16 protein-coding genes are annotated in these 14,206 nt (G+C 46.9%); 8 read left to right on the forward strand and 8 right to left on the reverse strand.

Annotated features, from left to right (window positions below):
• Positions 1–219 precede the first annotated feature (219 nt).
• From leuB to EP073_RS07475, 6 genes are all read right to left on the reverse strand, one after another.
• Positions 220–1,296 (reverse strand): 3-isopropylmalate dehydrogenase, encoded by a 1,077-nt coding sequence (gene leuB / locus EP073_RS07450; protein ID WP_128466527.1) that lies wholly within the window; start codon positions 1,294–1,296, stop codon positions 220–222.
• Between the two features lie 88 nt (positions 1,297–1,384).
• On the reverse strand, positions 1,385–2,470 hold the full coding sequence (locus EP073_RS07455) for an LptF/LptG family permease (RefSeq protein ID WP_128466528.1): 1,086 nt from the start codon (positions 2,468–2,470) through the stop codon (positions 1,385–1,387).
• Positions 2,467–3,516 (reverse strand): LptF/LptG family permease, encoded by a 1,050-nt coding sequence (locus EP073_RS07460; RefSeq protein ID WP_128466529.1) that lies wholly within the window; start codon positions 3,514–3,516, stop codon positions 2,467–2,469. The genes EP073_RS07455 and EP073_RS07460 overlap by 4 nt, the downstream gene beginning before the upstream one ends.
• 8 nt (positions 3,517–3,524) lie before the next feature.
• Positions 3,525–3,812 carry a DUF1820 family protein gene (locus EP073_RS07465; RefSeq protein WP_128466530.1) on the reverse strand — a complete coding sequence of 96 codons (288 nt, stop codon included), beginning with the start codon at positions 3,810–3,812 and terminating at the stop codon, positions 3,525–3,527.
• Positions 3,787–4,296, reverse strand: coding sequence for a hypothetical protein (locus EP073_RS07470; protein WP_128466531.1), 510 nt, complete (start codon positions 4,294–4,296; stop codon positions 3,787–3,789). Before EP073_RS07470 ends, EP073_RS07465 begins: the two co-directional genes overlap by 26 nt.
• Positions 4,265–4,684, reverse strand: coding sequence for a phage holin family protein (locus EP073_RS07475; RefSeq protein WP_128466532.1), 420 nt, complete (start codon positions 4,682–4,684; stop codon positions 4,265–4,267). Before EP073_RS07475 ends, EP073_RS07470 begins: the two co-directional genes overlap by 32 nt.
• Before the next feature lie 43 nt (positions 4,685–4,727).
• Here EP073_RS07475 and EP073_RS07480 point away from each other — a divergent pair, with 43 nt between their 5' ends.
• Positions 4,728–5,567 (forward strand): PHP domain-containing protein, encoded by an 840-nt coding sequence (locus EP073_RS07480; protein ID WP_128466533.1) that lies wholly within the window; start codon positions 4,728–4,730, stop codon positions 5,565–5,567.
• 729 nt (positions 5,568–6,296) lie between these two features.
• On the opposite strand, the gene EP073_RS07485 is transcribed toward EP073_RS07480, so the two are convergent.
• Positions 6,297–6,914: an HAD family hydrolase gene (locus EP073_RS07485; RefSeq protein ID WP_128466534.1), complete on the reverse strand. Its 618-nt coding sequence runs from the start codon at positions 6,912–6,914 to the stop codon at positions 6,297–6,299.
• A 230-nt stretch (positions 6,915–7,144) separates the two neighbouring features.
• Between EP073_RS07485 and fliD the strand changes: the two genes are divergently transcribed.
• The 4 genes from fliD (at position 7,145) to EP073_RS07505 (ending at position 11,025) form a co-directional block, all read left to right on the forward strand.
• Positions 7,145–9,805 (forward strand): flagellar filament capping protein FliD, encoded by a 2,661-nt coding sequence (fliD, locus tag EP073_RS07490; protein ID WP_128466535.1) that lies wholly within the window; start codon positions 7,145–7,147, stop codon positions 9,803–9,805.
• 26 nt (positions 9,806–9,831) lie between these two features.
• Positions 9,832–10,251, forward strand: coding sequence for a flagellar export chaperone FliS (gene fliS, locus EP073_RS07495; protein WP_128466536.1), 420 nt, complete (start codon positions 9,832–9,834; stop codon positions 10,249–10,251).
• Between the two features lie 3 nt (positions 10,252–10,254).
• Positions 10,255–10,581 carry a hypothetical protein gene (locus EP073_RS07500; RefSeq protein ID WP_128466537.1) on the forward strand — a complete coding sequence of 109 codons (327 nt, stop codon included), beginning with the start codon at positions 10,255–10,257 and terminating at the stop codon, positions 10,579–10,581.
• 105 nt (positions 10,582–10,686) lie between these two features.
• Positions 10,687–11,025 carry a hypothetical protein gene (locus EP073_RS07505; protein WP_128466538.1) on the forward strand — a complete coding sequence of 113 codons (339 nt, stop codon included), beginning with the start codon at positions 10,687–10,689 and terminating at the stop codon, positions 11,023–11,025.
• Between the two features lie 138 nt (positions 11,026–11,163).
• On the opposite strand, the gene EP073_RS07510 is transcribed toward EP073_RS07505, so the two are convergent.
• Positions 11,164–11,448 (reverse strand): integration host factor subunit beta, encoded by a 285-nt coding sequence (locus EP073_RS07510; RefSeq protein ID WP_128466539.1) that lies wholly within the window; start codon positions 11,446–11,448, stop codon positions 11,164–11,166.
• Positions 11,449–11,590: 142 nt separating this feature from the next.
• Between EP073_RS07510 and murJ the strand changes: the two genes are divergently transcribed.
• Genes murJ through EP073_RS07525 form a run of 3 tightly spaced genes read left to right on the forward strand, consistent with a single transcriptional unit; the run spans position 11,591 to position 14,154 of the window.
• Entirely contained in the window at positions 11,591–13,066 is a 1,476-nt protein-coding gene (gene murJ, locus EP073_RS07515) for a murein biosynthesis integral membrane protein MurJ (protein WP_128466540.1), read from the forward strand.
• Positions 13,063–13,521, forward strand: coding sequence for a D-aminoacyl-tRNA deacylase (gene dtd, locus EP073_RS07520; RefSeq protein ID WP_128466541.1), 459 nt, complete (start codon positions 13,063–13,065; stop codon positions 13,519–13,521). The genes murJ and dtd overlap by 4 nt, the downstream gene beginning before the upstream one ends.
• A 3-nt stretch (positions 13,522–13,524) precedes the next feature.
• Positions 13,525–14,154: an MBL fold metallo-hydrolase gene (locus EP073_RS07525; protein WP_128466542.1), complete on the forward strand. Its 630-nt coding sequence runs from the start codon at positions 13,525–13,527 to the stop codon at positions 14,152–14,154.
• Positions 14,155–14,206 lie beyond the last annotated feature (52 nt).

Below are 14,206 nucleotides of genomic sequence, written 5' to 3' on the forward strand. Positions count from 1 at the left end.
ACCGCTCGCGCCGCAGTGAATGCGGCTTCGCTCCGCACGGCGCACTCCCATCCGTGGGAGTGTATACGCAGCTATATCCTGCTTACTATCAAGTCGCCCATCTCGTCGTATTTATAATCGCCGGACGCACATCCTGTCGTCCGGCTGAACCGCTCGCGCCGCAGTGAATGCGGCTTCGCTCCGCACGGCGCACTCCCATCCGTGGGAGTGTATACGCAGCTATATCCTGCTTACTATCAAGTCGCCCATCTCGTCGGTGTTGACGAGTCTGAGTCCCTGTCCGTCACGGAAGATGTCACGGGTTCTCACACCTTCGGCGAGGAGGGCTTCAATCGCATTTTCAATATCTGCCGCCGCATCGTCCATTTTGAAGCTGTAGCGGAGCATCAGCGCCGCTGACATAATCTGCGCTATGGGGTTTGCTATGTTCTGTCCTGCTATATCCGGAGCTGTGCCGCCGATGGGTTCATACAGCCCGAATCCGTCTTCATTGAGAGAGGCGGAAGGGAGCATACCCAGAGAACCGGTGAGCATGGCGGCTTCATCGCTGAGTATATCGCCGAACATGTTTTCCGTCACTATTACGTCAAACTGTGAGGGGTAACGCACAAGCTGCATAGCGGCATTGTCCACATACATATGAGCCAGTTCCACATCGGAATATTCTTCCTTGTGAAGCCTTGTTACCGTCTCTCTCCAGAGAACGCTTGTCATGAGTACATTCGCCTTGTCAACGCTCATTACTTTGTTGCCGCGCAGTTTCGCAGCCTCAAAAGCCTGTCTTGCTATGCGCTCAACCTCCGGCACTGTGTAAAGCATGGTATCTCTGGCACTTTGCCTGTCCTCACTGATTTCCTTCGGCTGACCGAAGTATATTCCGCCTGTGAGCTCACGGAAGAAAACAATGTCAAGCCCGTCGGGTATGAGGGAGTTCTTAAGAGAGCTTGAATCTATAAGCGCTTTGAATATTTTTACCGGACGAAGGTTAGCAAAAAGCCCGAAATGCTTTCTCAGAGGGAGAAGAGCGCCTCTCTCAGGCTGCTGGGCGGGGGGAAGGTTCTCCCATTTGGGTCCGCCGACAGAGCCGAAAAGAATGGCTTCCGAAGCCTCACAAAGTTTCAGTGTCGAATCGGGAAGTGGGGTTCCGTGGTTATCTATGGCTATTCCGCCTACATCGGCGAACTTGAACTCAAATTTTGTATTATATTTTTCAGATATTCTGCCTAGAACTTTGATCGCCTGTTTCATTACTTCGGGTCCTATGCCGTCACCGGGCAGTACCGCAACTTTACGCATGCCTGTTCCTCCTCTTCGATTATTGAATGCTCAAAATACATGATCGGGTATGTAAAGTCAAAATAAATATACTTTGGCGAGATTTAACTTACGAGGCGGTTTCCCTGCGGTAAACCAGATATACGGCGACAGCAAGAAACAGGATATTAGGTATAATGCTCACTAACAGAGGAGACATTACTCCTGTTTTGCCGAGTGACTGGAAGGAACTGACCGAAAGCCAGTAAGCCACAGCAAGGGCGAGGGCGTTGACAGCACTTATGATGTATGAGGAATGTCTGCTGAAATTCACGCAGACGGGGAATACAAGAAACATTATTATAACAGCGCTTATGGCGTGTCCATAGCTTTTGAATACCATGAGCTCGTAAGCCGCGGCATTGAGCTTCTGTTTTTTCAGCAATTTGATTATTTTGGAAAGTTCACCCAGTGACAGGAATTTTGGCTTGTTCACCGGCAGATCCGCAAGATCTGAGAACAGGCGGGATTCGACAGTGTTATTGTCCTGCGTGAGTATAAGCTCCGGTCTGGGTTTGATGTCATAAACCTTTATTTTTGACAGTTCCCATTTGCCGCCTCTCGGTTTTGCGTCCTCTATGCTTGTGACTCTGTCAATCTCAAAGGAATCGTCCATGCGGTAGAAGGTTATGTCAAAAAATTCACGGTTTATAGGGTCGACAAGCTCCATATGGACAAAGCCTTCCTCACCGTCCTTCATCCAGACATCGGTAAGCTTGCCTTTGGTCACGTACGGCTGTCTGTCAAACTGTTCGGTTTCGTATTTCTTTCGGGCATTCTCAACCCAAGGGTTAACCCTGTCCGCCATGAACATAAGTATGCAGAAAACAACCGCGCCTATGCCCAGCAAGGGGAAAAGCAGATCCCGCAGCCTTCCGCCGAGGCTCACATAAGCCAGAAGCTCGTTGCTGCGTATCATCATAATGATTGTTACCATTGTGGTTATGGCGAGCGCCATTGGCATGGATTCGTAAATGGCGCTGGGAAGCTCTATGGACTCGAATACAAGGAGCGACAGAAACGAGATGTTGTGCTTCGCCATCAGCTTGGTGTGCATGGATGTGTTGGCGACGATGTTCAGTATCACAACGAATATCTGTATAAAAAACGCCAGCTTCAAAAACTGCTTTATGAAATAGACATGGAACTTTTTCATTTAAGCACCCTGTAGGCGAATACTGCTGTTACAGCGGTGAAGAATATATTTGCCAGCCACGGGGCAAAGAAAGCGTCCATGGCGCCTGCGCGGGCAAGGTTCAGGGATGTGAAGAATATCATATAGTAAAAAAGCGTAAGCCCCAGTGAGAGAGGAATGCCTATCGAACGTCCGGAGCGGTGGAAAAAAATACCCAGAGACATGCCGAGTATACCCATGAGAAGACCCGCTACGGGCAGGGCAAGGCGTTTTGAAAACTCGAATCTGTAGTTTACGTGTTCGCCGAAGTTTTCCGCCAGCTCTGTCATGGTCATGAAGTACTCGTCCCTTTTGCTGAACTTGTCCTTAAGCTCGAAGGGCAGGTTCATCGCCATTTCTCCGAAGCGCACCACTGTTCTTTCGTCGCCTGCGGTTTCCGCTACCACACGTCCGTTGGAGAAGTTCATAACAAGTGCGGCTTCTTCCGACGGCACAATGGCTCCGGTTTCAGCGGTGATGATTGTTCCTGTGTTTTTATCTATGACGACGATTTTGCCGAACTCATTGTCATCGGGACGTTTATCCGCATAGAAAAGGAGTCCGGGTATTTCGTCATACATTTCGTTTTCTTTCATATCTTTGACAGAAATGCTTTTTGCGATTTTCGTAAGGTTATTGATGGCAAGTGTGCTGCCCAGAGGCATGAGGTAAACGCTCATCACCAATGAAAGCAGAAAAGCGCCGATACCCACAGCCGCCGCAGGCTTGAGAAAAAAAACTCCGCCCGCTCCCGCGGCTTTCATGACAGTTATTTCGGAATCGGAGGACATTCTGCCGAACCCCACCATGCTCGCCATGAGAGCGGATGTGGGAATGGTTATCATGAGGAAAGAGGGAAGATAATAGATAACTGTCTGAGCTATGAGCAGACCGGGAACATTTTTTGTGAAGAACAGATCCGCAAGGTTTATGAGCTTTTCAAGTAATAGAAAAACGACAAAGAGAACATTTCCGAATATAAACAGCGGAACTATCTCTCTGATAATGTATCTCTGCAAAGTGTTCATATGTGTTTTCAGTCCTGCTTCTCGTACAGACGGATCACCGGGGTCTCTTTTTCCAGAATCACTTCGTCTATCCTGATTATGGAGTTGAGGGGCAGAAATGTGCGCTCAACATTCTTAAATTCTTTTTTGATTTTATCGTCCTGCGGGTTGAGAATAATGTCGGAGGAGTCCATGAAGACTATATCCGCCACTTCTATGAGCCCGAGAAAGGAGGAAGGGTTCACTTTTGAGGCGTGAATGGTGAGGTTTTCTTTTGCTGCATTTATGAAGTCAATTCTGAAGAGTTTTTTTTTCATCTTTGGTTATTATCCTCAAGCGGGGTTTTCCGTTTTCAATTTCAAGAGAAACATCAATATCAGCATATCCCTGTGATTTCAACTCATTTATTTTCGCGTTCAGGACGGCAATAACCTTCTGTTTATCATAGTTTGCAGGGAGCTCATTGAGCTTGCTGAACAGTTTTTCATCCTGCGGGGCTTCCTCATCCTGATGCGCCTCCGCGTAAGGGTTTTTGATAAAGCCGTCTCTTATGCCCATGTCACGCTGAATCTTCTGGCGTATGGACAGAAAACGGGCAGTAAGATTATTAAATTTAAATCGCAGGCTGGTATTCGTCAGCGGTTTGCGGTTGTAGTTCTGAACAATGTTGTTGATCTCCCGCTCGACAGAGGAGGGAGGAAGTTTCAGGTTACCCCTGATATACTGCTCATACTCAAACTTCATCTTTATGATGAGCTTTTCAAGCCGCTCAATATCTTCCTTCGCCGTTTTCGGATCCATTTCTCGTCATCCTCTGTCTGCGCGCCAGTCCGTCCAGCACCATATTTACCAAGCTTATCATAACCGCGGCGCCCAGAGCGGGTAAGAATCCTTCCGCCACTATATCCTTCACAATTACCGATGTTATCTTGACATACAAAGCGTTGAAAATAACATAAGCAAGCCCAAGGCTGAACACCTGAAGGGGAAGTGTGAGGACAACCATCAGCGGGCGTATGAAAATGTGCAGAAAAGTAAGGACAACGGATGCGCTTATCAGGCTCAGCATATCCCCTGTCGCAAATCCGGGAATTGTTTTGCCCGCCACCCAGAAAGCTACCAAGTTCGCAAAAATTCGGTATATAATGAAACTGTTTATATTCATGCTAAAACTATATTGCCTAAACATGAACAAAACAAGATAATTATTATAGGAATACAGGTGAACTTTTATGATAGATCTCCATTGTCACTCGGTTTTTTCAGACGGAACCAAGACTCCCGCAGAGATTGTAAGGATGGCGGATTCCAAGAGGATAAGGCATATAGCGCTCACTGACCATGATACGGTTGCCGGTCTTCCTGATTTTTTCGCCGCTAAAGGGAATGCGGAGCGTATCGCGGGCACGGAGATAAGCATTGATTTCTCGCCCGGCACTATGCACGTTGTGGGGCTGTTTATAGACTACAAAAGCGCGGAGCTGACCGCAAAACTCGGAGAGCTGCTAATCGCCAGAAAAGAAAGGAATGACAGCATGCTTAAAGAAGTCAGCAGGCTTGTAGACAGGGAGATTACGGAGAATGAGGTCAGCACATCGAACCTTGGCGAACTCGGCAGACCGCATATAGCGAAGTTTCTTATAAGAGAAGGCGTTGTGGCGGATATGGAAGAGGCGTTCGACAAATACTTAGCCAAAGGTAAGCCGATTTACAGAGAGAGGAAACGCTTCAGCTTTGAGGAAAGCGCGGAGATGATACACGCAGCAGGGGGTATAACAATACTCGCCCATCCGTTCAGCATGCGTTTGGAGAAGGATGCTTACCTGCCTTATATCAAAGGGATGACGGATAAGGGGCTTGACGCCGTTGAGACTTACTGCTCGTACCATTCCGAAGAGGATACCTTGTTTTTCAATGACTTGACAAAGAAACTCGGACTCCCTGTCTCCGCCGGAAGCGATTACCACGGCGAAAACAAAACAAACGTCAAGCTGGGCAAATGGAACTGCCGTCTGCACAACCCCGAAAATGTTTTGTACGCTTTAAGGAAGAAGGCGGAGCAGTACAGGTGACTGTTCAGGCAGTTTCATTTGAGTTACAACTCCATAGATGGAGTTGCGCCGTGCGGAGCGAAGGCGGGTTTATCCCGCCGCGAGCGTGTATCCAAATCCGGCAGGACGCGCGGATTTGGATTGTCATAACAGAGCCTGCCGTCTGCACAACCCCGAAAATGTTTTGTACGCTTTAAGGAAGAAGGCGGAGCAGTACAGGTGACTGTTCAGGCAGTTTCATTTGAGTGACAACTCCATAGATGGAGTTGCGCCGTGCGGAGCGAAGGCGGGTTTATCCCGCCGCGAGCGTGTATCCAAATCCGGCAGGACGCGCGGATTTGGATTGTCATAACAGAGTCTGCCGTCTGCACAACCCCGAAAATGTTTTGTACGCTTTAAGGAAGAAGGCGGAGCAGTACAGGTGACTATTCAGGCAGTTTCATTTGAGTTACAACTCCATAGATGGAGTTGCGCCGTGCGGAGCGAAGGCGGGTTTATCCCGCCGCGAGCGTGTATCCAAATCCGGCAGGACGCGCGGATTTGGATTGTTATAACAGAGCCTGCCGTCTGCACAACCCCGAAAATGTTTTGTACGCTTTAAGGAAGAAGGCGGAGCAGTACAGGTGACTATTCAGGCAGTTTCATTTGAGTTACAACTCCATAGATGGAGTTGCGCCGTGCGGAGCGAAGGCGGGTTTATCCCGCCGCGAGCGTGTATCCAAATCCGGCAGGACGCGCGGATTTGGATTGTTAAGTCAGATGTTTAAATACTTCCATGTGATTATCTATCCTTATGCTCTCATGCAGGCTGCTTCCGAATGACAGGAACGGCATGTTAGCCCCCTTCGCAGCTTTATAATCCGCTTCCGAGTCACCGAGAAAGAGCATATTTCTCTTATGAACGGAGAAGTGCTCTGCTATTTTATTCAAGCCTTCGGGATGCGGCTTAGGGCGCACAACATCAAAGCTGCAAACCAGCCTGTCAAAGTAATCATACATTTTGAAATGCTTGAGAAGCGGATCTATGGAAACACCTCTGTTGGTGCATACCGCCATTTTATGCCCTTCGGATTTCAGCTTTTCCAGCGCCTCAAACACTCCGGCTGCGGGTATCATCTTATCCAGAAACATGCGGAAGTTCAGCTTGGTGGCAAACTCCATTATCGCATTAAACTTCTTCTCATCCTTGCAGAAATGACCTATGATCTCGCTGTTGGTACTCATCATGGCAAGCTCAAACGTCTTGGGGTCGCTCCAATCGGGCATGCTCAGCTCAAACTTTTCAAACACATGATCATAATAGGCTTTTACAGCCAACGAGCTGTCAAAAAGAACTCCGTCGCAATCGTACACAATAACTTTTTTCATAACCGGAAATTAATATATTCCGTCCTGAATAGCAAGGTGCATGATTTTCCTTTAAGAAAAAATTACCCCGCTGGATCAGGAAAAAAATGCCTTTTTGCCTGTATTTTCATTGGTTCCTGTGTGGCTCGGCATTTGCTAATGCAGTGTATGGCGCGCTATGCCCCTGATTCAGCGCTAAAGAATCGGGGCAGAAGTGCCGATAATATGATCACATCGGAGGAGTTGCAGTTATGGGCGCAATAAAGATGAGCGGCATTGTTTCAGGCATGGACACTAATGCGATAGTGGAACAGCTTGTCGCGCAGAGTCAGATTCCGATTACTAACCTTGAAAACAAATACGAACTCAAACAGCTTGAGAAAGATATATATCAGGATGTCAGCGACAGACTGGGGACTCTCAACAGCAATCTGCTTACTCTCAGGCTTGAATCCACCTATAAAACCAAAAGCACGGAAAGCTCCAATACCGCTGTTTTGGCTGCTACCGCCACTACAGAAGCCGCAAAGGGCTCATACTCAGTGGTTGTCAAACAGACAGCGAAAAACGCTTCATGGGTCAGTTCCTACACCAGACAGAGGCTTACCGCAAAAGGAGCAGGAGTTACAGGCTCCACAGGCACACCTGCGGATTATCTGGAGGGAAAGCACACTGTAACAGTCACAAACGAAGGCTCAAGCTACATGGCAGTCAACAGCTTCAAACCGAACGAGTGGGGGACTGTAAAAAAACAGAACGGTATGGCAATAGACTCCGCTGTTGTTTCATCTGACGGAACCATACAAAGTGACATCAGCGGTACAGTCACCTTTCAGGTTTCTGACGGCACGGACACCAGCAGTATATGGTCTTCAGTGAATGTTGATTCAGGAGATAATATAAACGAAGTCGCGAGAGATCTGGAAACGCGTCTTAATAACAACATAAATTCGGATAAAGGAACGACCGGAGTTCAGTACGTTGCTGTACGGGCTGACTATAATCAGGAAGACGATGAATGGAGCATTGCGGTTTACTCTCCGACGACAGTAACAGGGCTGACGATAACGCCCACAGGCGGGGATATTGACGAAACATTGGGGCTGGAGTATGGTTACGAGTCTACTTCGTCCGTAAGCACCGTTACTTCATATTTCATCGCTTCGGATCTCACTACTCTCGGTCAGAAGATCAACAATACCGAAAGCGGGCTTATAAAAGGCATCACCCTCACAGGCACAGGACTGACCGAAGGCTCATTTTCCATAACTCAGGATGCGTCGCTTCTTGTAGCTTCCGAGTCATATTCCACTGTCACAGGCGCAACCGGATTTTCAGCCACTCCTTCCACGGCTCTTACACAAAATCTTTCTGATGCGGGCGGTACAACTGCTTCCAACGGATATTTTACAATAAACGACACAAAAATATACATTGATGATTTTTCAGCCCTCACTGTGAACGATCTTCTCGCCAAGATAAACTCATCCGGAGCTGGAGTCACCGCCACATATGACGAAGCGGCGAATAACATAGTGCTTTCAAGCAATACCGCCGGTTCAGGCTCTATAACCGTGGGTGATTCTTCCGATACAAGCAACATGCTCACAGTCCTCAAGCTTACAGCTAATCAGGGTGCGGTTAAAACCACGGGCTCAACAAGCGGCAGCATATCCACCACAAGCGCTCTCAGTTCAGCAGGTCTTTCATCCGCACCCACAAGCGGAACCTTTTCTATAAACGGAGTATCAATTTATGTTGATGCCACAACTGATTCCCTTAATGATGTAATCAAGAAGGTGAATGTCTCCGGCGCCGGCGTTACAATGGTTTACGACAGTGTGAGAGATAAAATCACTGTCACAGGCAGCGGCACCGAGCAGATAACCTTCGGCTCTCCCAGCGATACCAGCAGCTTTCTTGCCGCCGTAAACCTCACGCAGAGCACCACCACCACTCAGGCTTTGGGAACGGCGGGACGAAACTCAATAGTTGAGGTGAACGAAGTTACTTATGTCCGTGACAGTAACGAAATAAGCGACATAATAGCAGGTGTGACCCTTGATCTCCGCTCAGCAAGTGAAACTCCTGTGACAATCAGCATCACGGCAGATACCACAAAGGCAACCGAGGCCTTGGCAAGTTTTATTCAGACATACAACGAGATGGTGACTGTCCTCAATGCACCCATGCTGGATGATGATCAGAAAAAATACCTCACCGCTCTCACCGATGAGGACAAAGAGAGTATGTCTGACGACGACATTGCGGAGTATCAGGCTTATTACAAGGAATACAATACCTACAACATGATCCGCAAGAGTTCGGAGCTGAGGAGTCTTAAGCAAAACCTCAGAACTACTCTTTTCACGGAAATCCCCGGACTTACCGGATCCATATCAAATCTTCTGGAACTGGGTATAGATGTTGCAGGTGACGGGGATATTACAATCGAAGCTCTCGGTCTGCTTGTTACAGACTCCACAGATTATGATGAGATTCTGGCCGCTCTTGAGTCAAACGAGACACTTCAGGAAGTACTCTCAGACAACGCCGATGATGTTTACGAGTTTTTTTCCGCTAATATAATCGTGGGAAATGACGATAGTGATACAGAGGACGAAGACGGAAACCCGATTAACGAAAGTAACGACATACAGGGTTGGACAAGAATTTACTCTTCTTTGATAACTCGTTATACTAATTACGACGGTATGATCCAGAAAAAAATCGTCAGTGAAGGTACTCTGGATAAAGAAATGCTGAGAATAGCTGAACAGATAGAAACCTACCAGCTAAGGGCTGAACAGCAGCTTGAAAGATACTGGGCGCAGTTTACCGCGATGGAGCAGGCTATATCCGATGCGCAGGCGATGGGGGAATCTCTCAGTTCGCTGACCAGTTCATCATAAAATATTTTAAAAAAGGAGTTGATCTGGTGACAAAACCGTATCAAAATTACATCAGACAGGAAGTTGAGGGAGCCACAAAAGGAAAGCTGGTGCTTTTGCTGTATGACGGCGCCATAAAGTTTATGCGTATCGCTGTTCTGGCAATGGAAGAGGGGAAAATCCCCGAAGCCCATAACAACATAATGAAAGCCCAGAACATAGTTTACGAGCTTATGTCTTCCCTCAATATGGACGCCGGAGAAATTTCCCAGAACCTCCTCAGGCTTTATGACTTCATGATCTGGTCGCTGATTGAGGCTAACAAAAGCAAGGACAAGGCAAAGGTGGAATCTGCTATCTCCGTTATGTGCGAGCTCAGAGAAGCATGGAAAGGCGTTGTTGAGCAGGAAGAAAGAGGAAACTCATCAATAGAGGCGGCTTCTAAGTCAATAAATTTTGCAGGGTGATATGTGATCAACGCAGACAACAGCATTGTCAATTTGCGTGAAAGACTTCTGGAAGCGGATAAAAGAAAGTCTCAGTCTGTGCAGACTGAAAAGTCTTCATCAGTTTCCTCTACTCCCGTTTCTCAGGGGCAGCAGAGCAGTATTGCGGACATAATAGAGATCCGCAATGAGAACAAGCTTGCGGCTGTCGGTCCGGTACGCACGGAAGAGGACGCGCGCGATATAGTCACAATGCTTAAAAGCAAATTCACAACTGAAAGCAAAGAATCGATCAATGCCCACAGGAAGGCAAGCGCTGAAACTGTGATGGGCTTTTATCCTTTTGAATAAGTCTCCGGCTTTCCCTGTTGACAGAGTTTTCTGCGCTCATTTTTATCACCTGTCGTATTTTGTTGACTATCAGCGGTTTCTCCAATTATTTAAGAGTGATTTATCATGAAAAACAGTCTCGAAATCATAAGCGACCAGATAATGGAACTTGCGTGTCGGCTTATCTCCTCAGAACTCAACGATAATTATATGAAGCTCATTGAACGTTATAACAGCTATTTCAGCCAGTTTATACAGATTGTGAGCGCAATGCCAGAGGCGGAGAGAAAAGATAACAGCTTCATCCGTAAGGTTGGGGAGAAGCATAAAGAGCTTGAAAAAAAGTTTGAGAAGGACAAAACAGGCATACGTGAAGCTATAATGAAACTTAATTCCGATTTGAGCATTAAACAGAAATACTACGGGAAAAATATCACCCGCATGGGAGTAAACAGGAAAGGCTGATTAACATAACCGGAATAACGGCTTTCTTCGATGCTCAGATCCGGAAAAAAGCAAAATACAACCAAAACACAGGCGGCTTTCACCGCCTGCGTAAACATCCGGAACAAAAAGTTATAAAAAAGGTTAAAGAAAGCTTTCTCAGTTCATTTTAATGAGAAGTTCTTTAATCTCCTTGCCGGGTTTGAAGTAGGGAACCTTTTTAGAAGGCACATCAACTTTGTCGCCGGTTTTGGGATTTCTTCCCATCTTTGAGTTTTTCTCTCTGATTTTGAAACTTCCGAAGCCTCTTATTTCCACCTTGTCGTCGTTGCGCAGAGCATCTTTAATTGATGAAAACACGCCGTTGACGATAAATTCAACCTGCTTTTTGGTAAGGTTAGTGTTCTCGGCAGAGATAATTTCGATAAGCTCAGACTTTGTCATTTGCAACCTCCCCTTATTAGGGTGTCTTGATGGAATTTTTTAATTTACAATATTATATCCAATGCCTTATAAAGTGTAAAGTCTAATTGGGCAAATATTTATGCAATTTTTTCAATTGATCGTTTAAGCATAGGCGGATTTTGTGTCTGTTTTCCTCAAAAGCGTAATGAAGTCGTCCTTCGGGATATTTACCAGCCGCATCTTCGGACTTATCAGAGACATAGCCGTGGCGGCGTTTTTCGGCGCCAATGCCCTTACTGATGCCTTCTTTGTGGCGTATGCGATTCCCAACCTTTTCAGGGCTTTTTTTGCCGAAGGCGCTCTCACCTCGGCATTTATTCCTTTTCTCAGCGACAATATGGCTGCTGACAAAAAAAAGGCATTTTCATACCTGACCAGCATGATGATCGTCCTTTTTGTGATGGTAACGTCCATTGTGATCCTGATTTCAATGTTTCCGAAGCAGATCATATTTCTTTTCATGCCCGGCTACCTCGGTTCTGCGGATATTCTCGCCACAGCAGGCGACATGCTGCGGCTTGTGATGCCTTATCTCGTGTTTATAACCCTTTGCGGGCTTTTTACAGGCTACCTTTACCTGCACAATTCTTATTATGTGCCTTATTCATCAACTGCTCTGCTTAACATATCAATGATAGCCGGAGCTTACGCCGGATACAAGCTCGGCGGAAACATAATGTGGCTCTGCTACGGTGTGATTCTCGGCGGTGTTTTGCAGCTTCTTTATATATTTACCTATTCCGTTATGAAGGGATTCCGCTTCCGGTGGGACGGCATGCACCCTGATGTCGGGAAGACCTTCCGCCTGCTTGTGCCTTCACTAGCGGGACTGGGGATAAACCAGCTCTATTTTACTTTGGGCAGAATCATAGCCTCCTTCCTTGCGGCGGGGAGTATATCTTACCTTTATTATGCGGACAGGATCTTTCAGCTTCCTCTCGGTGTATTTTCCATTGCGGTGGGTGCCGTCTCGCTGACAGAGATAAGCAAGGCGAACACAGCTGGCAATTTTTCATACCGCAATACATTAATTGACAAGGCGTTTATCGCTATATTCGTTATAATAATGCCCGCCACTCTGGGTCTTGTGCTTCTGGCGGATGAAATAACCGCGCTTATATACGCCCGTAACCAGTTCACTGGCGTGGATGTATACAACACCGCTCAGGCGCTTGTTATGTTCAGTGTAGGGATGATCTTCTTCTCTTACACAGGGCTTCTGGCAAAGGTGTTTTTCTCCGAGAAGGATATGCGCACACCTGTGAAGGGCGCTTTCATCGGTCTTTGCGTGTACGCAGTTTCAAATATTATACTCATCAAACCCTTCGGTCATGCGGGCATAGCCCTTGCATCCGGTGTTTCAGCCTCGGCTAATTCATTTTATCTGTACTCAAAGCTCAGGGATTACAGATTCAATTTCAGGGGCAACGCCGCTCTTCTCGTTAAGATCATATTCGCTTGTTTTATAATGGGAGCCTGCGCTGTGGGGATGTCCGTCTCAGGTGTGCATCTGCTGATTAACATTCCTGTTGCGGCTCTGCTTTACTTTGCGGTGCTTAAAATAACCGGAGTAAACGTGCGCAAGGTGCTGAGATGAAGCTCTGCATACAAAGGGTCAGTTCAGCCTTTGTCCGTGTGAAGGGTGAAACAGTATCTGAGATAGGGAAGGGACTTCTTATCCTTTTCGGTGCTGAAAAGGGCGATCAGGAGGAATTTATCAGCTTCCTTGCCAAAAAAGCCTGCAACTTAAGAGTTTTTGAAGATGAAAACGGAAAAATGAGCTTCTCTGTTAAGGACATAGACGGCAGTGTGATAACCGTCAGTCAGTTTACCCTCGCAGCTGACTGCCGCAAAGGGCTTAGACCTGATTTCGGAAATGCTCTTGAACCGGAACTCGCTGAGAAATATTATGAAAAGTTTGCCGATCTATGCCGCACGGAGCTTGGCGCAGACAAAGTCGGGACGGGTATTTTTCGCGCGGAGATGGAAGTGGGGCTTGTAAATGACGGTCCTGTGACTATAATTTTAGAGAAAAGCATTCAAGGCAGGTGATAGATGAAACTTGAGCATATGGTAGTAAGACCCCTTTTCGTAAACTGTTTTTTCCTTTCCGACGACGAAGGCAATCTTGTGATTTTCGATCCGGGCGGAGATGCGGATCTCATTATAAATAAAATAGAGACAGAAAACCTCAAGCCGAAGATGATCCTCAATACTCACGGTCACTTTGATCACATAGGCGCAGTGAGCGAGCTTAAGGAAAAATACAATATTCCTTTTTATATACACAAGGATGACGAGTTTCTCCTCGGTCAGTCGAGAAACCATGCGGCGCTTTTCGGCGCTGAACCTGCTCCTGTTCCGACTGCGGACAGATATGTCAAAGACGGAGACGAAATAGAGTTCGGCGGCGGAAAGATCAAGGTTCTGCATACTCCCGGGCATACTCCGGGCGGAGTGTGTTATTTCATTGAACGGGTAAACGCCGTAATAACAGGAGATACTCTGTTTTGTGAAGGAGTGGGGCGAAGCGACTTCCCCTATGCGGATCACAGTCAGCTTATCGAAGGCATAGCGCACAAACTGCTCACACTGGACGATTCCGTAACCGTGCACCCCGGACATGAGGAGTTCAGCACTATCGGATGGGAGAAAAACAACAACCCGTACCTTAAAAGACTGTGAGGCGTCCTGCGGTTATTGACTTCCGTATTAAATATGATACTATGCTTTAATA

The organism is Geovibrio thiophilus, from assembly GCF_004087915.1.
Lineage (GTDB): Bacteria > Chrysiogenota > Deferribacteres > Deferribacterales > Geovibrionaceae > Geovibrio > Geovibrio thiophilus.

What these genes read in the sequence shown, in the direction of transcription:
- leuB (WP_128466527.1), bottom strand. Translation starts at nt 1,296, where the DNA reads ATGCGTAAAGTTGCGGTACTGCCCGGTGACGGCATAGGACCCGAAGTA.
- EP073_RS07455 (WP_128466528.1), bottom strand. Translation starts at nt 2,470, where the DNA reads ATGAAAAAGTTCCATGTCTATTTCATAAAGCAGTTTTTGAAGCTGGCG.
- EP073_RS07460 (WP_128466529.1), bottom strand. Translation starts at nt 3,516, where the DNA reads ATGAACACTTTGCAGAGATACATTATCAGAGAGATAGTTCCGCTGTTT.
- EP073_RS07465 (WP_128466530.1), bottom strand. Translation starts at nt 3,812, where the DNA reads ATGAAAAAAAAACTCTTCAGAATTGACTTCATAAATGCAGCAAAAGAA.
- EP073_RS07470 (WP_128466531.1), bottom strand. Translation starts at nt 4,296, where the DNA reads ATGGATCCGAAAACGGCGAAGGAAGATATTGAGCGGCTTGAAAAGCTC.
- EP073_RS07475 (WP_128466532.1), bottom strand. Translation starts at nt 4,684, where the DNA reads ATGTTTAGGCAATATAGTTTTAGCATGAATATAAACAGTTTCATTATA.
- EP073_RS07480 (WP_128466533.1), top strand. Translation starts at nt 4,728, where the DNA reads ATGATAGATCTCCATTGTCACTCGGTTTTTTCAGACGGAACCAAGACT.
- EP073_RS07485 (WP_128466534.1), bottom strand. Translation starts at nt 6,914, where the DNA reads ATGAAAAAAGTTATTGTGTACGATTGCGACGGAGTTCTTTTTGACAGC.
- fliD (WP_128466535.1), top strand. Translation starts at nt 7,145, where the DNA reads ATGGGCGCAATAAAGATGAGCGGCATTGTTTCAGGCATGGACACTAAT.
- EP073_RS07505 (WP_128466538.1), top strand. Translation starts at nt 10,687, where the DNA reads ATGAAAAACAGTCTCGAAATCATAAGCGACCAGATAATGGAACTTGCG.
- EP073_RS07510 (WP_128466539.1), bottom strand. Translation starts at nt 11,448, where the DNA reads ATGACAAAGTCTGAGCTTATCGAAATTATCTCTGCCGAGAACACTAAC.
- dtd (WP_128466541.1), top strand. Translation starts at nt 13,063, where the DNA reads ATGAAGCTCTGCATACAAAGGGTCAGTTCAGCCTTTGTCCGTGTGAAG.
- EP073_RS07525 (WP_128466542.1), top strand. Translation starts at nt 13,525, where the DNA reads ATGAAACTTGAGCATATGGTAGTAAGACCCCTTTTCGTAAACTGTTTT.